This window comes from Nonomuraea roseola (genome assembly GCF_039535395.1).
Classification (GTDB): Bacteria; Actinomycetota; Actinomycetes; order Streptosporangiales; family Streptosporangiaceae; genus Nonomuraea; species Nonomuraea roseola.
Window position 1 is genome coordinate 2,079,306 of the sequence record NZ_BAAAXC010000015.1, and the last position, 19,569, is coordinate 2,098,874.

The following is a 19,569-nucleotide window of genomic DNA, read 5'->3' on the forward strand; positions in this document are numbered from 1 at the left end:
GGCCACCGCGAGCCTCAGGGGGACCAAAATGGTGGGCTCTAGGCGCATATCGGCAAAAGAGGTACGTTCCAGGAGGCGTGATCTCGGGGGACGATCTTGCTCACCCTCAGTTTCCTGGAGGAGCTTCATGCGCTTGTCCTTCCGTAAGGCCGTCGCCGTGGCCGCGGCCGCGGCTCTGGCCTTACCCCTCTCACTCACCGCCCCGGCCCAGGCGACGCCCGTCGACGACGTCTTCGCCAAGCTGCTGGTCAAGCAGGTCAAGGGCGCGAACGTCAAGAAGCATCTGGACGCGTTCCAGTCCATCGCCACCGCCAACGGCGGCAACCGCGCCGCGGGCACGCCCGGCTACGACGCCTCTCGCGACTACGTGGCGAACAAGCTGCGCAAGGCCGGTTACAAGGTCACGCTCCAGCCGATCAACTACGTCGAGAGCTGGGTCGAGAACAGCCCGCCCGTGCTGGGCTCGTACGTGCCGAACGAGGACTTCTACTCCTTCCAGCCCTCCCCTGCGGGCGACGTCACCGCGCAGGTCCAGGGCGTGGACCTGACGCTGCCGCCCAGCCCCGCTCCCAGCTCGACGAGCGGCTGCGAGATGTCCGACTTCTCGGGCTTCGTGGCGGGACGGATCGCGCTCATCCAGCGCGGTACCTGCCCGTTCGCCACCAAGGTGCGCAACGCGGGCTTCGCGGGCGCCGCGGGGATCATCGTTTTCAACGAGGGGCAGCCGGGCAGGACCGACGCCTACCCCCTCGACATCGGCGAATGGCGCGCGGGAGTGCCGATGGTGTTCGCCGACTTCGCCGTCGGCCAGGCGCTGGCCGCGCCGGGGACCACCGTCCGGCTCAAGGTCGACTCCACCCTCGTGCTCGGCACCGACGAGAACGTGATCGCCGAGACCCGGTTCGGCGACCCGCGCAACGTCGTGATGGTCGGCGCGCACCTCGACAGCGTGCCCGAGGGCCCCGGCATCAACGACAACGCCTCGGGAAGCGCGGCCATCCTGGAGACGGCCCTGCAGATGAAGCTCTTCCCCGTGCGCAACAAGGTGCGCTTCGCCTTCTGGGCCGCGGAGGAGATCGGCCTGCTCGGCTCGGACCAGTACGTCGAGAAGCTGTCCCAGGCCGAACGCGACCGGATCAAGCTCTACCTGAACTTCGACATGGTCGCCTCGCCCAACTACGCCTACAAGCTGTACGACGGTGACGACTCCGACGCCACCGGCTTCCCCGCGGGCCCGCCCGGATCGGCCGAGATCGAGCAGCAGCTGAAGGCCTTCTTCACCAGCCGCAGCCTGCCCACCGTCGGCACCGACTTCGACGGCCGCTCCGACTACGGCCCGTTCATCGCGGTCGGCATCCCCTCCGGCGGCATCTTCACCGGCGCCGAGCAGCCGAAGACGCCCGAGGAGGCGGCCATGTTCGGCGGTACGGCAGGCATCGCCTACGACATCTGCTACCACCAGGCCTGCGACACGATCACCAACGTCAACGCGACCGCGCTGGACGTCAACGCCGACGCGATCGCCGACTCCGTCGCCCGCTACGCCTTCAACACGCGGAACCTGCCCGACAGGGAGGCCGCGCTGACGGCACGCGCCGCCGTACGGGCTGCCACGGGAAGCGCCGCGAGCTGACCCTCATCACGTGAAGGAGGGCGCTCCCACAGGAGCCGCCCTCCTTCCATCGCACCCTCTGTCCCACCCCCCACGGAGGAACCGATGAAGTCCCGTATCCTCGTCCTGGCCGCCGCGATCGCGCTGGCCGCTCCCCTCACCGCCGGCGCTTCGACGGCGTCCTTACCTCTGGCGCCACCGAACATCTCGCTGGCCAACGTCAAGGCCCACCTCAGCCAGCTGCAGTCCATCGCCTCCAGCAACGGCGGCAACCGCGCCCACGGCAGGCCCGGCTACCTGGCCTCGGCCAACTACGTCAAGGGACAGCTGGACGCGGCCGGGTTCCAGACCACCCTGCAGTCGTTCACCTACAACGGCGCGACGGGCTACAACGTCATCGCCGACTGGCCCGGCGGCAACCCCGACGACGTCCTCATGGTCGGCGCCCACCTCGACAGCGTGACGGCGGGGCCCGGCATCAACGACAACGGCTCGGGCAGCGCCGCGATCCTGGAGACGGCGCTCGAGGTGTCGCGGCAGGCGCTGCAGCCGTCCAAGCACCTGCGCTTCGCCTGGTGGGGCGCGGAGGAGCTGGGACTGCGCGGCTCGCAGTACTACGTCACCAACCTGCCCACCGCCGAACGCTCCAAGATCAAGGGGTACCTGAACTTCGACATGGTCGGCTCGCCCAACGCCGGCTACTTCCTCTACGACGGCGACAACTCCGACGGCGTCGGGTCGGGCCCCGGACCTGCGGGCTCGGCCGAGCTGGAGCGGACGCTGCAGGACTACTTCGCCTCGATCGGCGTGCCGACCAGGGGCACCGACTTCGACGGCCGTTCGGACTACGGGCCGTTCATCTCGCGCGGCATCCCCGCCGGAGGCACCTTCACCGGCGCCGAGGGCATCAAGTCGAGCGCGCAGGCCCAGCTGTGGGGCGGTACGGCGGGGCAGGCCTTCGACCCCTGCTACCACCGCGCGTGCGACACCACGAGCAACATCAACGACACGGCGCTGGACCGCAACGCCGACGCGGTGGCCTACGCCGTGTGGACGATCGCCACCGCCGTGCCGCCGCAGACGGTGTGGTCGGACGACCTCGAGAGCGCCACCGCCTGGACCGCCAACCCGAGCGGGACCGACACCGCCACCCTGGGTCTCTGGGAGCGCGGCGACCCCGAGGCCACCACCTCGAGCGGGAACAAGCAGCTCGGCACGGCCGTGAGCGGCGCCAACGACCTGGTCACAGGACGGCTGGCGGGCGCGAGCGCGGGAGCGTACGACGTCGACGGCGGGATCACCTCGATCCAGTCGCCTCCCGTCACGCTGCCGTCCAGTGGCGTGCTGAGGGTGTCGTTCTCCTGGTACCTGGCGCACGGCAGCAACTCCTCCAGCGCCGACTTCTTCAGGGTGAAGGTCGTGGGCGGCACGACCAGCACGGTGTTCCAGCAGCTGGGAGCCGCTTCGGACCGCGACGGGGCGTGGGCGGCGTCCACCGCCGACATCTCGGCGTACGCGGGCCAGACCGTCCGCATCGTGTTCGAGGCGGCCGACGCCTCGGGGGCGAGCCTGCTGGAGGCGGGCGTCGACGACGTCAAGGTCACTCGCCAGTAGTTCACCGGCGCCGCCCCTGGGTCAGGGGCGGCGCCCCGCACCCGCCCCGCGCGGCGGGCCCGCGTCAGCCGATCTGTTCGGCCAGGGCGGTTTCCCTGGCCGAACAGATCTAGAGCGGTCCGCGACGCCAGGGGCCGCGGATCGCGTACGTCCGCCCGGGCGGGTCGAGCTCGGCGGTGCTGCCCAGCTGGTTGACGAACATGGTCGAGCCGTCGGGGGCGAAGCAGGCTCCGGCGAACTCACTGTCGTCGGCGATGTTGACGGCGAACTCGAACGGCTGCCCTCTCCGAGGGTCCAGGCCGATCAGCCGGTTGACGTTCGTCAGCCCTGGCGCGAGCGGGTGGGGGTCGGCGTCGGCGGACGACGCGTCGTCCTCGCAGAGGACGATGCCGCCGCGTGGGGTGAAGACGAGGTTGTCGGGTGAGTCGAGCTCCCTGCGCCCGGGCGATTCGTAGACCAGCACCAGCGTGTCGCCCCTGCCTCGCGTGCCGGGGATGAGCCGCCAGACCTGGCCGTAGCCCTCCCTGTAGCCGTCGGCGCCGGGGGCGTCGCCGTTCTTGGCGTCGCCGCCGCTGGTGGAGTTGAAGAAGACGCTGCCGTCGCCGTACCAGCAGCCCTCCAGCCGGTTGAACTTCGCTCCGCCCTTGGCCAGCCCCTGCTGGGTGCAGGTCGGGGCGCCGTTCTCCAGGTCGGGATCGGGGTCGTCGATCCGCACCCACTCGACGGGCAGGCGGGTGCCCATCGTCTGTCCCTCGCGGCAGTCGTAGTTGGCGACATTCTTGATTTTCAGCATCTCGAGGACGCCGCCCGAGGCGAGGTGGCGAGGGTCCTTGGGACGGAAGCGGTACAACCCGTCGGGCTTGCCCGAGTCGTCCTCCGTCTCATAGACGTAGCCCGTACGCGGGTCGACGGCGACCGCCTCGTGGGAGAACCTCCCCATCGCGGTCAGCGGCATGGAGGCGGCGGGCCTGCCGGGCTCGGGTCCGTCGAGCGGTACCTCGAAGATGTAGCCGTGCTTCCGCGCCCAGCCCTGACCCCGGCCCGCCGTGGTCTCCTCGCACGTCAGCCAGCCACGTCCGTGGAGCATCATGCCGCCGGCGCAGTTGATGATCGTGCCGTTGAGGCTGACGAAGTGCCGCAGCACCTCGCCGCTGCGCAGATCCACCTCGAGCGTAGTGGTGCCGCCGACGCCGAGTTCGTCGTAGCGCTCGGAACCGGGCACGTGGACCCGGCCGATGGGTGACCCCGGCGGGGTGCGGACCTCGTGGTTGCGGATCAGCCTGGCGGTGTGACGGCGGGTGCCGGGGAAGGCGGCCATGCCGTCGTGGGCGATCGGGGTCGCCACCCCGTCCGTCATGGGGGTGCCCGTTCTGCCGAGCACGACGTAGGAGAAGCCGGCGGGCAGCGCGAGCAGCTCCTCACCGGTGTTCCTGGAGGGCGTACGGCGCAGCGGGCCGTACCCCACCTGGTTCGGGTCGGTCCAGGGACGGCCGGCGTCCGCCCACGACGCGTGAGCCCCCAATGTCTCCATGGCGACGCCGCTGGCCAGCACGCCTCCTGCGGTTGCCAGGCCACGGCCGAGGAAGGATCGTCGATCGAGCTCGGTCATGAGTGCTTCCCCTCGGGACCGGACAGGAACAGAACTTCCCCCACCGTAGACGCGCTTCCGCCCGTTGAGGGGGCCTATTCCGGTCGCCCGGCGCGCCGCGCCATCAGCGCCTCGATGCCGTCGAGCAGCAGGTTGAGCCCGAACAGGAAGTCGGCGTCCTCCGTCCAGCCCTCGGACTCCCTCAGCAGCCCCGAGCGCATCATCGCCGACAGCACCGGATACGTCGCGGGGTCGAGCACCTCGGCGAGCACCTCGCCGTAGTCGGTGGCTCCCTTCACCCCCGCCGCCGCCAACTCCTGGCCGGCCGCCTTCGTCGCATGCACGAGCGTGGCGTCGGTCAGCGCGTAGCCGGTGAGCGCGGTGGCGGCGTTGAACTTCTCACCGTCGTCGAGCGTGGTGTCGCCGAGCGCGTCCAGGAGACGGTCCAGCCAGTACAGCCGCCGAGGCCCCATCGGCGGGGTGAGCCCCTGGAGCGACAGCAGCCATGGACGCGAGAGCAGGAAGTCCCTGTTGGCACGGGTCCACACGGCGAGGTAGTCACGCCAGGACAGCTCCCCCCGCTCGGGTGGCGACGGGACCGCGCTGTCGGACATGACGGTCAGCAACTCGTCCTTGCTGCCGACATACCGGTACAGCGCCATCGGCGCGACGCCCACCTGAGCCGCCACGCTGCTCATCGACAGCCCTGCCAGCCCCTCGGTGTCGGCGATCTCGATGGCGGCAGCAGTGATCGTCGCCAAATCCAGTCGCGGCTTCGGGCCCCTGCGCGATGAGTGCTCGCGCCCCCACATCCGCGCCACGACCGGCGGCAGCTCCACCATCGAACACCTCCCTTTCCAGGAACTGTGTACGTGATATAGCTTAATAACTATGTATGCGATACACAGTACGACGCACACGGATACTGAGGCCGCGATCCACGCCCGGGGCCTCACCAAGTCCTTCGGCGGCACGCGCGTGCTGTTCGGGGTCGACCTCGCCGTCCCGACAGGCTCACTGCTGGCTCTCCTCGGACCGAACGGATCCGGCAAGACCACCACGGTGCGGATCCTGACCACGCTGCTGGCCGCCGACAGCGGCACCGCCGCCGTGGCGGGCCACGACGTCGCGCGCGAGCCCGTCGCGGTGCGCCGCGCCATCGGCCTGACGGCCCAGCAGGCCACCGTGGACGACCTGCTCACGGGCAGGGAGAACCTGGAGCTGTTCTCCGGCCTGTACCACGTGGGCAGGCGGGAGGCCAGGCGCCGTACGACAGAGCTGCTCGACCGCTTCGACCTCGGCGACGCGGCCGACCGCCGGGTCTCGACCTACTCAGGCGGCATGCGCAGACGACTCGACCTCGCGGCCAGCATGGTGGCCGCACCCCGGATCCTCTTCCTGGACGAGCCCACCACCGGCCTCGACCCGCGCAGCAGGGCCGAGCTCTGGTCGGTCATCCGCGAGCTGCTCGCCTCCGGCACCACCATCCTGCTGACGACCCAGTACCTGGAGGAGGCCGACCAGCTCGCCGCCCGCATCGCGGTGATCAACGGCGGTCGCATCGTCGCCGAGGACGCCCCTGACGTCCTCAAGCTCCAGGTCGGCTCCGAGCGCCTGACCCTGCGCCTGTCGAGCGCCGAGGACCTTTCCCGCGCCGGCGCCGTCCTGGCCACGGGCGGTGACACGGGCCTCCATCTCGACGCCGGCCGGTGCGAGGTCACGCTGGCACTCCAGGACCCCGATCACCTGCGCCGCGCCCTGGACCTCCTGCACGGCGCCGCCATCGCCGTTGAGCGGGTCGAGCTGCGCACACCCACCCTGGACGACGTCTTCTTCGAGCTGACGGCGGCGGCATGAGCACCGCCATCGCCACGACGGCGGGCGACCTGCGCCGTCTCGCAGGCAGGGCGCTGCGCCACGAGGCGCGCACGCCCGACGCCCTCATGGTGAACATCGCCCTGCCGGTGATCATCATGCTGCTCTTCGTCTACGTCTTCGGCGGCGCGATCACCACAGGGTCGAGCGGGCTGGCCTACGTCGACTTCGTGGTGCCGGCCGTCCTGCTCATGGCGGGCGGGTACGGCGCCGCGCTGACGGCCGTGAGCATCTCCCGTGAGATGACCGGCGGGATGATCGACCGCTTCCGCACCCTGCCCATCAGCGGCTGGGTGGTCCCTGCCGGGTTCGTCGTCGCCTCGGTGGTGCGCAGCGTGGTGGCGACCGCGATCGCACTGGCGGTGGCGATCGCGCTGGGCTTCCGCCCCAGCGCCTCGCTCGCCGAAGGGGCGCTGGTGCTGGCCCTGGTCTTCGGGTACGTCCTGGCGGTGTCCGCGGTCGCGGCGCTGTGGGGGCTGTTCGTCAGATCCACCCAGGCCGCCGAGGCGTTCAGCTTCATGGTGATCTTCTTCCCGTACGTCTCGGACGGCGTCGTGCCCGCGGAGACCATGCCGGGCCCGCTGCGCGGCTTCGCCGAGCACCAGCCCACGACGCCCATCGTGGAGGCGCTGCGCGCGCTGCTCCTGGACCAGCCGATGGGGAACGCGGGATGGTTGTCCGCGATCTGGCTCACCGCCGCCGTGCTGATCAGCGTCCCGATCGCGGCGGTGCTGTTCAGAAGGAGAACCGCCAGGTAGCCCTCTGCGGGCGCCTGTGAAAGCACTTCGGCGCTTCGGGCAAGTAGGGGCGACCATCGTTGACCCGACCCAGCGGAGACACCTGCATGGCCGTTCCACCTGACCTGGCCGACCCACCCGACCTGCGGGTGCTCAACCGGGGGGACCGCGGGTGCTGCTGAGCGTGCTCTGCGGCCTCAGCCACGCCGAGGTCGCCGCCGCCCTCAAGATCCCGGCAGGAACGGTCGCCTCCAGGCTCAACCGTGCCCGCAAGGCACTCGGCGACGTCAACCCCCTGGAGGAGACCCATGGATGAGCTGACCCTCCTGGCACGGGCGCTGCCCGACGCTCCTCCGCCGTCTGCGGAGGTGGTCGAGAGGGCCCGTGCCCGGCTGGCCGCCGCCCGCCGGGAGCCGGTACGGCCACGCAGGCCGGGCCGGCGCGGCCTCGTCTGGGCATGGACCCTGGGCACGGCCGTGGCCACGGCCGCCGTCGTCATGGCCGTCGTCACGCTGGTGTCGAGCCTGGCCCCCGTCCCCGCGCCCGCGCTCGTGCCAGCAGGGGGCAAGAGGCCCTGCTCAGACTGGCCGACGAGGTGGCGAAACTGCCGGACGACCGCGGCGCCTACTGGCGCAGGCCGCTGCTCAACAACGGGCTTCAGGGTACGGGTGGAGGACAAGGCCTTCAACGTGCTCTCCTCGTCGCGGATCGACCTCTGGCAGCCGCGCGACGTCCGCGACCCCGTCCACGTGGAGCGGTGGGAGCAGTTCGTCCGCCCCGCCACCTCCGCCGACGAACGCGCCTGGCGGGCGGCCGGCGCGCCGTCCACCGTCCAGCGCGTGTGCACGCCGGGCACCCGCGCGGGCGACTGCAAGAAGTTGCGGATGCGGTCGAAGCCCTCCGACTGCCTCTACACGCACGCGGCCGAGCCCGGGGGTGTGCTCGGCGACCTGCGGCTGGGCGAACTCACCCTCGCCGACCTCTCGGCGCTGCCCGGCGACGCCGCCCTGCTGCGGGAGAGACTGCGCGCCTACTGGAAGGCCGGCGAGAACGCCCGGGCATGGAAGAGCTTCGAGGAGTTCCTCCCCATGGCCCTGGCCCTGTTGGAGCTGCCGGTCAGCCCCTCGGTCAGGGCCGCCGCCCTGCGCCTTCTCGCGGGCCTGCCGACGACCAAGGTGCGCGGCTCGGTCACCGACCCCATGGGACGCCAGGGCCTCGCGGTCACCTTCGTGAAGAGCGAGGGGTTCACCGGCCAGTTCGGCGCCGACGACGAGGTGGCTGAGCGGTACGTCGCCATCCTTCACCCTCGCACCGGCGCCGTCCTGGCCGCCAACGTCTCCATCGCGGCCGAGAGCGCCGAAGGGCTCGCTCAGGGGACCGTCATGTACTACCAGGCATGGGCGCCCGAGGCCGGCTGGACCGACGAGCGCCCCGAGCGGCCCCGCGGCTGCAGGCTCAGCGACCGCCTGATTCCCTGACCACGGCGAGAACCCGAATCCCGCCATCGGGAGACAGCAGGCATGACACAACCGCAACCGGTGGAGACGCTAGAGGCGGACGACGCCGAGCTGATCCGCCGGTCACACGATGACCCTGAACAGTTCGCGGGGCTGTTCGACCGCTACATCGAGCAGATCCATCGCTATGTCGCCAGGCGGCTCGGCACCCAGGCGGCCGACGACATCGCGGCGGAGACGTTCCTGACCGCCTTCCGCCGCCGCGCGTCCTACGACCTCACGCAGCGGCTGGCCAGGCCGTGGCTGTACGGCATCGCGACCACCCTCATGGCCAGGCACCGGCGCGGCGAGGAGCGGTTCCTGCGCGCGCTGAGCCGTACGGGGGTGGACCCGTTGCCCGAGCCCATGGCCGACGCGGTGGTCGGCCGCGTCGCCGCCCAGGAGGAGGACCGCCGGCTCGCGGGGGCGCTGGCGGGCCTGTCGCAGGGCGATCGGGACGTGCTGCTGCTGGTGGCGTGGGGCGATCTGACCTACGAGGAGGTGGCGTGGGCGCTCGGCGTGCCGATCGGGACCGTCCGCTCCCGCCTGCACCGGGCGCGCAAGAAGGCCAGGGCCGCCCTCGGCGGCGACGATCCGACGAGAGAGGTCTCCTGATGAACGAGATCAAGCAGTTCCGCTCCGCCACCCCCGTGATCACCCGTGAAGCGGAGGACGCGGCCCGCGCCCGCCTGCTGCGGGCGATGCACGAGCCTGCCCCCGAGCCCGTACGGCGGCGCGCGCCACGCGTGCCGCGCCTCGCGTGGCGGCTCGTGGTCGCCGGCGCGGCGGCCGTGGCGCTCGTCGCGGGCCTGGAGGTGGTCCAGAGCGACGGCCGGCCGGACACGGTCGCCGTCGCCAACGTCCAAGAGCTGGGAGAACGAGCCGCCAAGAGCGTCGAGGGCGACCCCCACGACCCCTACGCCGCCTACAAGCGCACCCCTTCGCCCGGCCAATGGCTGTACGTGAAGGAGACGATCGCTCCGCTGCTCAACGAGCCGCACCCGGAGGTCGATCGCGACAGTCGCATGACGCGCGAGACGTGGCAAAGCCTGGACGGCAAGCAGACCGCGCTGGACGACGGGAAGGGCAAGCTCGTCATCCATGAAACCCGCCCCGACATCACCGCCGCCGACCTGGCCAAGAGCCCCGTCACTCCGGAGGAGTCGCTGGCCAGGGTCGGGGCGGTCGTCGACGCCACCCCCGCGTCGCCGTTCGACGACGGCGCGAGCAGGCAGCAGCGGGTCTTCCAGGCGATCTCCCAGCTCATGAGAGAGCAGGCGCTCACGCCTGAGGTACGGGCCGCGCTGTTCCGCGCGCTCCCGATGATCGAAGGCGTCACGGTCAAGCAGGACGCCGTCGACGCGACCGGCCGCCGCGGCGTGGCGTTCGCCTACACCGGCCAGTGGGAGCGCTCCGAGATCGTCCTCAGCTCGGACGACTACCGGTTCCTGGGAACGTACGGCGAGGCCATCGCCGACCGAACCTTGGAGAAGGTCACGGTCAAGGCGGGCACGCCGCTGGCCTGGACCGCCCAACTGGAGACCAAGCTCGTCGACAAGCCCGGCCACCGCCCCTGACCCTCCTCCGCCCCGGCGCGGTAGGAGGGGTCGCGGATCCCCGCGACCCCTCCTGAGCGCTCCGCGACCTTTCCTGAGCGCGGATCTCCGCGGCCCTTCCTGGCGCGGACCGAGCTACGAGCGCAGGTCGCGCAGGAAGGTGCGCAGGTCCTGAGCGAGCAGGTCGGGGGCCTCCATGGCGGGAAAGTGGCCGCCTCGGTCGAACTCCGTCCAGTGCTCGATCTTCCCCGCGGGGTCCATGACCGAGCGGACCGTGGGGTCGGCGGCGAAGACCGCGACGCCCGTGGGCGGCCCCGCCGGCTCCGCCCACCCACCGTCGTCGCCCGCCGCCTGGGCGGTCATCTGCCGGTAGACCTGCATGCCCTCGTAGACGGCGTGGGCCGAGGAGGCGCCCGAGCCGGTGAACCAGAAGACGCTGACGCCGGTCAGCAACTGATCCTTGTCGACCGCGTCCTCGGGCAGCTCGGCCGACAGGTCGGTCCACTCCTTGAACTTCTCCACGATCCAGGCGAGCTGACCCACCGGCGAGTCGGCCAGCGAGTACGCCAGCGTCTGCGGCCTGGTCGTCATGAGGTGCAGGTAGCCGAGCCCGTCCTGCTGAGCGGCGTTGAACCGTTCGGCCCTGATCCGGTCGGACTCCGAGAGCCCTTCGATCTCCAGCGGCGGCGCGAAGGGAAACGTCGAGCTGGTCCCCGTCAGGTGGATGCCGGTGACCCGGTCGGGCGCGACCATTCCCAGCATCCCCGCCACTCCCCCTCCCGCGTCGGTGCCGTGGGCGGCGTACCGCTCGTAGCCGAGCCTGGCCATCAGCTCCGCCCACGCCTGCGCGACCCTGAACAGGTTGCCCCAGCCCTGCCGCATGGGAGCGGAGAATCCGTAGCCCGGCAGCGAGGGGATGACCAGGTGGAAGGCGTCCGCCGGGTCGCCGCCGTGGGAGCGGGGGTCGGTGAGGCGCTCGATCACCTTCCGGAACTCGATCGGCGAGCTGGGCCAGCCGTGCGTGAGGATCAGCGGGAACGCGTCGGGCTCAGAGGAGCGGACGTGCATGAAGTGCACGTCCTGCCCGTCGATCGTGGTCATGAACTGCGGGATCTCGTTCAGCGCCGCCTCCTGGGCGCGCCAGTCGAACCCGTCGGCCCAGTAGGCGGCCAGGTCCTTGAGATAGCCGAGCGGCACCCCTCGGCCCCAGCCCTGCTCGGGCGACTCCTGAGGCCAGCGGGTGCGAGTGAGCCGGTCCTTGAGGTCGTCGAGGTCGGCCTGCGGGATCTCGATACGGAAGGGGCGGATCTGCGGGTCTGCGCTCATGGGAACCACGGTAGAACTCAATGCGGAAAGGATCGTTCCGCGATTTGGCTCACGCCGCGGCCATCTCGCCGATCAGCGGGACGGGGCCGGGGACCAGAGGCCGGCGGCGGTGCCGTCACGCAGGTGCTTCTCGTAGGTGACGACCTTGTCGTGGATGATCCCGAGGCATGCGTCGAGGTCGGCGATCCTGGCTTGCACGATCCGCTCGTGCTCCCGCAGCAGAGCGAGACGGTCGGGCTCGTTGCCAGGCCCCGACCGGACGAGTCGAGCGAACTCCTTCAGCCTGGCGATCGACATGCCCGAATCGCGCAGCCGGTTGCAGAGCAGGAGCCACTCGACGTCTTCGGGCCCGCAGGCCCGCCGCGGCGGAGGAGGCCCTGCGCGACATCCCCAAGACGGAGGTGCACGCGCTCGACCTCGCGGATCTGGAAAGCGTGCGCGCGTTCTCCGACCGGTTCCTGGACGCGGGCCGCGCGCTCGACGTCATCATCAACGGCGCGGGCGTCATGGCCTGCCCTGAGACCCGGGTCGGCCCCGGCTGGGAGGCGCATTTCGCGATCAACCACCTGGGGCACTTCGCCCTCGTCAACCGCCTCCGTCCGGCGTTGACCCCAGGCAGGCCACGCGTGGTGTCCGTGGCGTCCTCCGGGCATTTCCTGTCCGGCATCCGCTGGGACGACCTCCAGTTCCGCGACGGCTACGACCGATGGCTGGCCTACGCGCAGTCGAAGACCGCCAACGCCCTCTTCGCCGTCCACCTGGACGGGCTCGGCGCCGCCGGCGGACCGCGCGCCTTCTCCGTGCACCCCGGCAGCATCCTCACTCCCCTGCAGCGGCACATCCCGCGCGAGGAGCAGCTCGCTCAGGGCTGGATCACGCCTGAGGGCGAGCCTGCGCCGGGGTTCAAGACCCCCGCCCAGGGCGCGGCGACGGCCGTGTGGGCGGCCACCTCTCCCCTGCTCGAGAGGTACGGCGGAGCGTACTGCCAGGACTGCGACCTCGCCGAACCCGCCACCACCGACGACATGCTCGTCGGCGGGGTCAAGCCCTGGGCGCTCGACCCCGCGCAGGCCGCTCGCCTCTGGGACCTGTCGAGCGAACTGACCGGGCTGAACGCGTTCGCGTAGCCCGAAGACGGGAGGTCACCAGGTCACCGGCGAGCCTCCCGCGGCGTGAGCACGACGGACAGGCCGTCGAGCAGCCGTTCGAGGCCGAAGGCGAACAGCGACTCCAGATCGAGCTCCGCGCCGGGCTCCGTGACCTGGGCGATCAGCGGCCCGTCGACGGGGAGCCTGGCCCTGATCCACTGCTTGCTGGTCATCCCCGTGTCCAGCTCGGCACCGGCCTCGCTCTCGATGTTCACCGCCGTCCCCCTCACGTAGTTGACCATCGTGGCGTAGACGTGCAGTCGGGTGTTCGGGTCCAGGCCGAGGCCGTCGAGCGCGCGCAGGGTCCACAGCCCGTACTCCAGCAACCCCGGCAGCGTGACCGGCCTGGTGATGGACACGAGCCGCGGCAACCACGGATGGCGCTGGTAGGTCGCCCACTGCAGCTGAGCGGCCACCCGCAGGTGGGAGCGCCATCCCGGTGGCGGCTCCGGATACTCGATCTCGGCGAAAGCGGCGTCGGCGATCAGCTGGGTGAGCTCGGCCTTGGCCTCGAGGTGCCGGTAGAGGGTCATGGTGGCGACCCCGAGCTTGGTCGCCACCGCCCGCATGGACAGCGCGGCCAAGCCGTCGGCGTCGGCGATCTCCATGGCCGCGCGGACGACGCGGTCGCGTTCGAGACCCCCTGCCGAACGCGAGGGCAGTCTCCTGGGAGCGACCACGGCGCCGACCCGAGCCGCGGACTCGATGGCGCCCGCCTGCTTGAGCGCCGCCAGCGCCTTGGTGGCCGTCGCCATGGCGACGCCCCACTCGCGCACGATCGCCCTGGTGGTGGGGACGGGATCGCCGGGCCGCAGCTCTCCATCGGCGATGCGCCGCTCGATGTCGGCGACGATCCGGAGGTACGGCGGTTGCGGATCGTTCACGACGCCATGCTGCCACGCCTCAGCGGTCAGGCAGCCAGTTGCCGTGCAGGCCGAGCGGCACCCTCACAGGGAGGTGGACGCGCGCGACGGGCTCACCGGTGAAGTCCTGGGCCGAGAGGATCACCAGGTCGCTCGCGTTTCGAAGGGGATCATGAACGTACGTGAGCAGGTACCCCTCGTCCTCCCCTTGCCCCGCGGCGGCGAACACGGCCTCCCCGACCGCCTCGTCCCTGCCGAACGCGTGCACCTCGGCCGTCCCCCGTTCCAGGTCGTGCTTGACCAGGGCGTTGGTGAAGGCGTCGTCCGGCGGCATGCCCTCGGGGGCGAACGGGATCCCGTACAGGGCGGTCGCCGCCGAGTAGCCATATCGGTAGGGGCGGGTGGCACGCGCCTCGTTCACGCGCGGGAAGTCCTGCGGCCGGTCGTCGATGCGCCGCTGGTGGATCCTGTCCCGCTCGATCGTCCAGCGGTCCAGCACGGGCCGGATGGCCCCCGGGTCGCCGGGATCGAACGGCCCCTCGGCCGTGACCAGGTCGACCACGACCGAGTCGCCGTCGTCGTAGGCGTTGAGCGTGTGGCTGACATGGATCGGGTCGATGTCCAGCCAGCGCACGTCACCACCGGTCCGCGGCATGACGCCCACTCGCGTCGGGTGCTCCGGCAACCACCCGCAGTCGAACCCGTCGAAGCCCAGCGGCGTGTCCCAGAGCACCACGTGGTTCTCCGTGAGCGCGAAGTCGTGCATGAACGGCGTCCGCGGCATGGGGATGGCGGTGGTCCTGACGACGCTTCCCCCCGCGTCGGTCACGATGTGCTGGACGAAGTCGCGGCCCGGCATGTACGACAGCGCATGCAGCTCGCCGGTGAGCGGGTCGTGCTTGGAGTGCGCCCCCGCCGTGAACCCCTCCGCGGTCCCTCCCAGATCGCACACGCCCACGGTGTTCAGCTCCTCGTCCAGCTCGGCGGGCGGCAGACCGCCCTCCGCCATGGCGAAGGTGCGCCGGGCGTGCTCGATCACGTGCACCATGGGCGCGAAGCCCGGTGTGCGCACGAAGCGGTTGCGGTACCACTCGGCCCGGCCGTCACGCAGCCGCACCCCGTGCACCATGCCCTGGCCCATGCCCCAGATGTGCACCACCGGGTCTTCCACGCCCAGCGCGTTGGGTCCGTTGCGCAGGTAGCGGCCGTTGAGCTCGGCCGGGATCCGCCCGGTGACCGGGAGATCGTAGGCGGTGACCTCTTCGGTGACAGGCGCGAAAGGCCCTTCCAGATATCTCATGTGGACACCGTACGCAGGGAAGCTCCCGAGCCAGGCGCCACCATGGAAAACGCCCTACTGTGCACTAGTGCAACCACCCGAGACCGCGCCAGGCTTCGCGTGGTGCTTCGAGCACGCCCACGGCCTGCTGGCGGGTACGTCGCGCAGGCCGTACGGCCCGACGGACACCAGCACTCGGAGGGCCACCCCTCAGTCGCCGCTCGCGGGCCTGTTGTCAGGCCGGTCCGCGAGCAGGGGGAGCTTCGGGTCCCAGCGGGTGTCGTCCGCCAGGTCGCGCCGCCGCCGCGCGATGCCCGTCAGCGTCTCGAGCACGACCCTGTTGGCCAGGAAGGAGGTGATGTCGGCCTGGTCGTACGGCGGAGACACCTCGACCACGTCGACACCCACCACCGGCAGCTCGTAGGCGATGCGGCGGACGGAGTCCAGCAGCTGGCGCGCGGTCAGCCCGCCAGGCTCCGGGGTGCCGGTGCCGGGCGCGTGCCCCGGGTCGCACACGTCGATGTCCACCGACATGAAGACGCCGTCGCACTCGTCGACGGCGATGGCGAACGCCTCGGTCAGGCACTCGTCGAGGCCCCTGGCGACGATCTCCGACATCTCGTAGGAGCGCATCCGCTGCTCGGCCATCCAGTTCAGCGTCTCGGGCTCGGGCCAGTAGCCGCGCAGCCCGATCTGCAGGAACCGGTCACCCCGCAGCGCCCCCGACTCGATGAGGCGCCGCATCGGCTGGCCGTGCCCGATGAGGGAGCCGAACGTGATGTTCCCCGTGTCGGCGTGCGCGTCGAAGTGGATCATCGACACGCGACCCTGCCCGAGATGCTGGGCCACCCCCGCCGCGTCGGGCCAGGCGATGGTGTGGTCGCCGCCGAGGATCAGCGGGATCGCGCCGTTCGACGTCACGGTGTGGACAGCGTGCTGGAGGTCGTGCACCGAGCGCGCGGCGTCGCCCGAGTACATCTCCACGTCACCCGCGTCGTAGACCTTCAGATCGCGCAGCCCGTCGACCCGCATCGCCAGCGAGGGCCTCGACCCGTCGTGCGGCAGATAGCAGGACTTCCGGATGAACTGAGGGCCGAACCGGGTGCCGGGCCGGTGCGAGGTGCCCCCGTCGAACGGCGCGCCGAGGATGACCACGTCGGCGTCCGCGTAGGTCGCGCCGTCCTGCCAGTCGCATCGCTCCACGCCGAGAAAGGTGATGTCCGGGCCGAACTGGGTTCCGTAACGTGCCATGTCAGGGATCTTCCTCATTCGTCCGCCGTCGAAGCGCGGCATGCCGCCACGACCGTGGCAATAGATCTACCCGCGCTTCCACCGAAGGCAAAAAGACCGGTACGACGGGCAGAGACAGGGCCCCTGACCTGCCCTTGACGGGCCGAACTAACCCGGTCTCGGAGATTGACTCCACGGAAGTTCGCCTTTATCGGCTGAGCAGGCGCATACTGGTAACGATGAAGCCCACGAGAGCAGCCCGTCGCCCCTTGCCCGGAAGTCCCTTCAACCGACCTGCCGCGCCTCTACCTCCGCCTGAGCAGTTCGAGCTGCAGGACAGGGTGAGCCACGACAAATACGGCCTCGGCCTGGTGATCGGCGTCGAAGAGGACGTCGCCGTCCTTGTCGACTTCGGCACCGAGAAACTGCGCATCAGCGCGCCGTACCCCAAGCTTTTCCGGCTCTGAGATCACGATGGTGCCTACCGAGTGGCATGTCGGCTGAGTTCGACCGGCCACGCACGCACTCGTGACCTTCATCGGCCAGCACTGAACGACGCGACGACGTCGACGTGAGGGGCCCATGCCCTCGGCATGGGCCCCTCACTCGCGCCCACCGCCGGTATATTCGCCCGTCATGAGCCATCGCTTAGGTATTCACCGTCGCCAGGCGATCTCCGAAGAGCGGCACGGCGTGTCGTGAAGCTCTGGCACCTGGCGGTTCTCGGACCCGCGGCCGCCTTCGCCGTCCTGACCATGCTGGCCGCCCCACCCGTCGGCGACGGCTTCCTGCTGTCCACCCTCGCGGGGGTGGCAGGGCTCATGGCCCTGTGCACGTGGATGACCTGCCTCGCGTACGCCGAGTTCCGCCGCCCCCTCCTGCTGCTCGGCCCCCCGCTCATCGCCGGCCTCGCCCTCTGGAGCAGCACCGCCCAGGTTCCGACACGGGCGGCATTCCTGCTGTCGGAGCCCGCGCTCACCGCCTACGCCGACGCCCTTCCCGAGAAGGAGTCGTGGACGTTCGAGGAGCGGCGCGCGGGCCTGTTCACGATCACGCAGGCGCGCCGCCGGCAGGGCGTCGTCCAGCTCGCCACAGGAGACGGTGGGCTGCTCGTCTCCTGTGGGCTGGCCAGGGCACCGGCCGACCGTCTGGCCGACATCGAGGCCTCAGAGATCGAGCACCTCACCGGCGACTGGTACACCACCTGCCTCGACTTCGACTGATCCGCCCCTCCGGCCGGGGTTCCACACCAGCCATTTGCGCTCGACCTCGTCCTCGAGGTCGACACCGTGGTGGCGCGCCATCAGCAGCACCTGGCTCAGGACGTCGGCGAGCTCCGAGCGGAAGCGCGCGTCGAGCTCCTCCGCCGAGAACCCCTTGGCGCGGGCCTGTCCCGCCCGCATGAGGAAGGCCTGGGTCAGTTCCCCGATCTCCTCCTGCAGCTTCAGCAGGAACCAGGTGTCGTCGCGGTCGATGCCGTGCCTGTCCGCGTAGAGCCGCGACACCTCCTCGACCTCCTCGGTCAGCGCGCGCAGGTCCATCAGCCATCCAGATAGGCCAGGACGGCCATGACGCGGCGGTTGAGATCGTCGTCAGGCGGGAGTCCGAGCTTGGCGAAGATGTTGGAGGTGTGCTTGCCGATCGCCTTGTCGGTGACGACCAGCTTGCCGGCGATGGCCTGGTTGGACAGCCCCTCCGCCATCATCGCCAGCACCTCGCGCTCCCTCGGCGTCAGCGCCGCAAGACGGTCGTCGCGGCGGGTCAGGAGCTGGCTGACGACCTCGGAGTCGAGCGCGGTGCCGCCGGCCGCGACGCTCCTGACGGACTCCACGAACTGCTCGACGTCGCCCACCCTGTCCTTCAGCAGGTAGCCGATCCCGCCCGACCTGTCGGACAGCAGCTCCCTGGCGTAGAGCTGCTCGACGTACTGGGAAAGGATCAGCACCGGCAGCCCCTTCACCCTGCGTCGCGCCTCCAGGGCGACGCGCAGGCCCTCGTCGGTGTGGGTGGGCGGCAGCCTGACGTCGATGACCGCCACGTCGGGCCGGTGCTTCAGCAGCGCGGCCAGCAGCATCGGGCCGTTGTCGACCGCCTCCAGCACCTCGAAGCCGTGCGTCGTCAGCAGGCGGATCAGCCCGTCCCTGAGGAGAGCGAGATCTTCGGCGATGACAACGCGCACGGCAGCTCCATGATGAGTTCGCTCGGCCCGCCTGGGGGGCTGTGGACGGTCAACGTGCCCTCGAAGGCGGACAGCCTGCGCGCGATGCCGTGCAGACCCGTGCCCGCTCCAGGGTCGGCGCCTCCTCGGCCGTCGTCGCCGACGGTCAGGCGCAGCACGCCGTCGGCGTACGTCAGGCGCACCCACGCCGACGAGGCCCAGCTGTGTTTCGCGACGTTGGACAGGGCCTCCGTGGCGGCGAAGTAGAGCGCGGACTCCACCGGAGCCTCAGGCCTGCCCTCCAGGTCGAGGTCGAGCCGTACGGGGACGGGGCACAGCAGCGCGGCGGCCTGGAGGGCGCCGACGAGCCCGCGGTCTGCCAGGACCGGCGGGTGGATGTTGCGCACGAGATCACGCAGGTCGGTGAGGGCCTGACCCGCCGACTCCCATGCCTCCTCGATCAGCCCCCTCGGGTCCGGCGCGGACTTGGCGAGGCCGAGGGCCATCCTGATGGAGATCAGCCTGGCCTGCGCGCCGTCGTGCAGGTCGCGTTCGATCCTGCGCAGCTCGGCGGCCTGCGCGTCGGCCAGCTCCCTGACACGGGTGTCGGGGTGCAGGAGCAGGTCGGCGAGGCGGGTCTGGGCCCTGGTGGCGAGGTGGCCGAAGCCGGCGGCGAGCGACACGATGGCCAGCATCGACAGCGACAGGGTGAGCGTCACGGCCATCGAGGCCTCGGCCGTGCGCAGGGTCCAGATCACCCCGAGCGCCGAGAGCATCACCACCACCCCCAGCAGGGCGGCGGGGCCCGTCACACCGTGCACGAACAACCATGCGACCAGCCGCAGGTCACCGGGGTCCGATCCGGCGAGCCTGCGTCCCGCCGCCAGCACCCTGCGCCGCGCGAACGGCAGCGCGAGCAGCAGCACCAGCGCTGCCACCCCGGTCGCCGCGTTCGTGAACAGCCTCACATCTGAAGAGTAGGTCCAACCCCACTGTGCCGGGCGCCGGTGCGCGAAAGCCTGAAGGGGGCGCTTCCAGCGGGGCGTGCTCGTCAGGGCCGCCGAGCCCGAACGGCCGGGACGTCGCT

General features: G+C 70.8%; 20 protein-coding genes and 1 pseudogene. 11 read left to right on the forward strand and 10 right to left on the reverse strand.

All coding sequences use genetic code 11. The features are described 5' to 3' along the window. The first annotated feature begins 127 nt into the window (after window positions 1-127). Both ABFX55_RS32940 and ABFX55_RS32945 read left to right on the forward strand, forming a co-directional pair. Window positions 128-1,633 (forward strand): M28 family metallopeptidase, encoded by a 1,506-nt coding sequence (locus tag ABFX55_RS32940; RefSeq protein ID WP_379479023.1) that lies wholly within the window; start codon window positions 128-130, stop codon window positions 1,631-1,633. A gap of 84 nt (window positions 1,634-1,717) precedes the next feature. Next, on the forward strand, window positions 1,718-3,226 hold the full coding sequence (locus tag ABFX55_RS32945) for a M28 family peptidase (RefSeq protein WP_346126553.1): 1,509 nt from the start codon (window positions 1,718-1,720) through the stop codon (window positions 3,224-3,226). Window positions 3,227-3,335: 109 nt separating this feature from the next. Here ABFX55_RS32945 and ABFX55_RS32950 read toward each other — a convergent pair whose 3' ends face one another. Both ABFX55_RS32950 and ABFX55_RS32955 read right to left on the reverse strand, forming a co-directional pair. Beyond that, window positions 3,336-4,835 carry a PhoX family protein gene (locus tag ABFX55_RS32950; protein WP_346126554.1) on the reverse strand — a complete coding sequence of 500 codons (1,500 nt, stop codon included), beginning with the start codon at window positions 4,833-4,835 and terminating at the stop codon, window positions 3,336-3,338. Window positions 4,836-4,909: 74 nt separating this feature from the next. Next, complete coding sequence (locus ABFX55_RS32955; RefSeq protein ID WP_346126555.1) at window positions 4,910-5,656, reverse strand: TetR/AcrR family transcriptional regulator; 747 nt, start codon at window positions 5,654-5,656, stop codon at window positions 4,910-4,912. Between the two features lie 49 nt (window positions 5,657-5,705). Here ABFX55_RS32955 and ABFX55_RS32960 point away from each other — a divergent pair, with 49 nt between their 5' ends. The 6 genes from ABFX55_RS32960 to ABFX55_RS32985 all read left to right on the forward strand — a co-directional run bounded on the left by ABFX55_RS32960 (window position 5,706) and on the right by ABFX55_RS32985 (window position 10,499). Further along, window positions 5,706-6,671, forward strand: a complete 966-nt coding sequence (locus tag ABFX55_RS32960) for an ATP-binding cassette domain-containing protein (RefSeq protein ID WP_346126556.1) — start codon at window positions 5,706-5,708, stop codon at window positions 6,669-6,671. Beyond that, the gene (locus ABFX55_RS32965) at window positions 6,668-7,447 is read left to right on the forward strand and encodes an ABC transporter permease (RefSeq protein ID WP_346126557.1); all 780 of its coding nucleotides are present in this window, start codon (window positions 6,668-6,670) and stop codon (window positions 7,445-7,447) included. The genes ABFX55_RS32960 and ABFX55_RS32965 overlap by 4 nt, the downstream gene beginning before the upstream one ends. Before the next feature lie 151 nt (window positions 7,448-7,598). Then, on the forward strand, window positions 7,599-7,742 hold the full coding sequence (locus ABFX55_RS32970; protein ID WP_346126558.1) for an RNA polymerase sigma factor: 144 nt from the start codon (window positions 7,599-7,601) through the stop codon (window positions 7,740-7,742). Continuing rightward, on the forward strand, window positions 7,735-8,904 hold the full coding sequence (locus tag ABFX55_RS32975) for a hypothetical protein (protein WP_346126559.1): 1,170 nt from the start codon (window positions 7,735-7,737) through the stop codon (window positions 8,902-8,904). The genes ABFX55_RS32970 and ABFX55_RS32975 overlap by 8 nt, the downstream gene beginning before the upstream one ends. Window positions 8,905-8,964: 60 nt before the next feature. Next, a complete protein-coding gene (locus ABFX55_RS32980; RefSeq protein WP_346126560.1) occupies window positions 8,965-9,537 on the forward strand; it encodes an RNA polymerase sigma factor in 573 nt (190 codons plus the stop codon). Further along, window positions 9,537-10,499: a CU044_5270 family protein gene (locus ABFX55_RS32985; protein WP_346126561.1), complete on the forward strand. Its 963-nt coding sequence runs from the start codon at window positions 9,537-9,539 to the stop codon at window positions 10,497-10,499. Before ABFX55_RS32980 ends, ABFX55_RS32985 begins: the two co-directional genes overlap by 1 nt. Before the next feature lie 114 nt (window positions 10,500-10,613). Here ABFX55_RS32985 and ABFX55_RS32990 read toward each other — a convergent pair whose 3' ends face one another. Both ABFX55_RS32990 and ABFX55_RS32995 read right to left on the reverse strand, forming a co-directional pair. Beyond that, window positions 10,614-11,804, reverse strand: coding sequence for an epoxide hydrolase family protein (locus ABFX55_RS32990; protein ID WP_346126562.1), 1,191 nt, complete (start codon window positions 11,802-11,804; stop codon window positions 10,614-10,616). Window positions 11,805-11,876: 72 nt separating this feature from the next. Next, window positions 11,877-12,101: a MerR family transcriptional regulator gene (locus ABFX55_RS32995; protein ID WP_346131503.1), complete on the reverse strand. Its 225-nt coding sequence runs from the start codon at window positions 12,099-12,101 to the stop codon at window positions 11,877-11,879. Between the two features lie 74 nt (window positions 12,102-12,175). Here ABFX55_RS32995 and ABFX55_RS33000 point away from each other — a divergent pair. Further along, window positions 12,176-12,931, forward strand: a pseudogene (locus ABFX55_RS33000) (SDR family NAD(P)-dependent oxidoreductase); the annotation flags it as partial. A 23-nt stretch (window positions 12,932-12,954) separates the two neighbouring features. Here the strand turns inward: ABFX55_RS33000 and ABFX55_RS33005 are convergent. From ABFX55_RS33005 to speB, 3 genes are all read right to left on the reverse strand, one after another. Beyond that, entirely contained in the window at window positions 12,955-13,836 is an 882-nt protein-coding gene (locus ABFX55_RS33005) for a TetR/AcrR family transcriptional regulator (protein WP_346126563.1), read from the reverse strand. A gap of 19 nt (window positions 13,837-13,855) precedes the next feature. Continuing rightward, window positions 13,856-15,115 (reverse strand): carotenoid oxygenase family protein, encoded by a 1,260-nt coding sequence (locus ABFX55_RS33010; RefSeq protein WP_346126564.1) that lies wholly within the window; start codon window positions 15,113-15,115, stop codon window positions 13,856-13,858. Window positions 15,116-15,304: 189 nt separating this feature from the next. After that, window positions 15,305-16,345 (reverse strand): agmatinase, encoded by a 1,041-nt coding sequence (gene speB / locus ABFX55_RS33015; protein ID WP_346126565.1) that lies wholly within the window; start codon window positions 16,343-16,345, stop codon window positions 15,305-15,307. A 320-nt stretch (window positions 16,346-16,665) separates the two neighbouring features. Here speB and ABFX55_RS33020 point away from each other — a divergent pair, with 320 nt between their 5' ends. After that, entirely contained in the window at window positions 16,666-16,791 is a 126-nt protein-coding gene (locus tag ABFX55_RS33020) for a hypothetical protein (RefSeq protein ID WP_281388177.1), read from the forward strand. A 231-nt stretch (window positions 16,792-17,022) separates the two neighbouring features. Next, complete coding sequence (locus ABFX55_RS33025; RefSeq protein WP_346126566.1) at window positions 17,023-17,547, forward strand: hypothetical protein; 525 nt, start codon at window positions 17,023-17,025, stop codon at window positions 17,545-17,547. Here the strand turns inward: ABFX55_RS33025 and ABFX55_RS33030 are convergent. Genes ABFX55_RS33030 through ABFX55_RS33040 form a run of 3 tightly spaced genes read right to left on the reverse strand, consistent with a single transcriptional unit; the run spans window position 17,491 to window position 19,450 of the window. After that, window positions 17,491-17,865, reverse strand: a complete 375-nt coding sequence (locus tag ABFX55_RS33030; RefSeq protein WP_346126567.1) for a nucleoside triphosphate pyrophosphohydrolase family protein — start codon at window positions 17,863-17,865, stop codon at window positions 17,491-17,493. The genes ABFX55_RS33025 and ABFX55_RS33030 overlap by 57 nt on opposite strands. Further along, window positions 17,865-18,503 (reverse strand): LuxR C-terminal-related transcriptional regulator, encoded by a 639-nt coding sequence (locus tag ABFX55_RS33035; RefSeq protein ID WP_346126568.1) that lies wholly within the window; start codon window positions 18,501-18,503, stop codon window positions 17,865-17,867. The genes ABFX55_RS33030 and ABFX55_RS33035 overlap by 1 nt, the downstream gene beginning before the upstream one ends. Then, window positions 18,455-19,450: a sensor histidine kinase gene (locus tag ABFX55_RS33040; protein ID WP_346126569.1), complete on the reverse strand. Its 996-nt coding sequence runs from the start codon at window positions 19,448-19,450 to the stop codon at window positions 18,455-18,457. The genes ABFX55_RS33035 and ABFX55_RS33040 overlap by 49 nt, the downstream gene beginning before the upstream one ends. Between the last annotated feature and the right edge of the window lie 119 nt (window positions 19,451-19,569).

Excerpts from the sequence above, each read along its gene's own strand:
- ABFX55_RS32940 (WP_379479023.1), top strand. The coding sequence starts at position 128 with ATGCGCTTGTCCTTCCGTAAGGCCGTCGCCGTGGCCGCGGCCGCGGCT.
- ABFX55_RS32945 (WP_346126553.1), top strand. The coding sequence starts at position 1,718 with ATGAAGTCCCGTATCCTCGTCCTGGCCGCCGCGATCGCGCTGGCCGCT.
- ABFX55_RS32950 (WP_346126554.1), bottom strand. The coding sequence starts at position 4,835 with ATGACCGAGCTCGATCGACGATCCTTCCTCGGCCGTGGCCTGGCAACC.
- ABFX55_RS32955 (WP_346126555.1), bottom strand. The coding sequence starts at position 5,656 with ATGGTGGAGCTGCCGCCGGTCGTGGCGCGGATGTGGGGGCGCGAGCAC.
- ABFX55_RS32960 (WP_346126556.1), top strand. The coding sequence starts at position 5,706 with ATGTATGCGATACACAGTACGACGCACACGGATACTGAGGCCGCGATC.
- ABFX55_RS32965 (WP_346126557.1), top strand. The coding sequence starts at position 6,668 with ATGAGCACCGCCATCGCCACGACGGCGGGCGACCTGCGCCGTCTCGCA.
- ABFX55_RS32975 (WP_346126559.1), top strand. The coding sequence starts at position 7,735 with ATGGATGAGCTGACCCTCCTGGCACGGGCGCTGCCCGACGCTCCTCCG.
- ABFX55_RS32985 (WP_346126561.1), top strand. The coding sequence starts at position 9,537 with ATGAACGAGATCAAGCAGTTCCGCTCCGCCACCCCCGTGATCACCCGT.
- ABFX55_RS32990 (WP_346126562.1), bottom strand. The coding sequence starts at position 11,804 with ATGAGCGCAGACCCGCAGATCCGCCCCTTCCGTATCGAGATCCCGCAG.
- ABFX55_RS32995 (WP_346131503.1), bottom strand. The coding sequence starts at position 12,101 with ATGTCGATCGCCAGGCTGAAGGAGTTCGCTCGACTCGTCCGGTCGGGG.
- ABFX55_RS33010 (WP_346126564.1), bottom strand. The coding sequence starts at position 15,115 with ATGAGATATCTGGAAGGGCCTTTCGCGCCTGTCACCGAAGAGGTCACC.
- speB (WP_346126565.1), bottom strand. The coding sequence starts at position 16,345 with ATGGCACGTTACGGAACCCAGTTCGGCCCGGACATCACCTTTCTCGGC.
- ABFX55_RS33030 (WP_346126567.1), bottom strand. The coding sequence starts at position 17,865 with ATGGACCTGCGCGCGCTGACCGAGGAGGTCGAGGAGGTGTCGCGGCTC.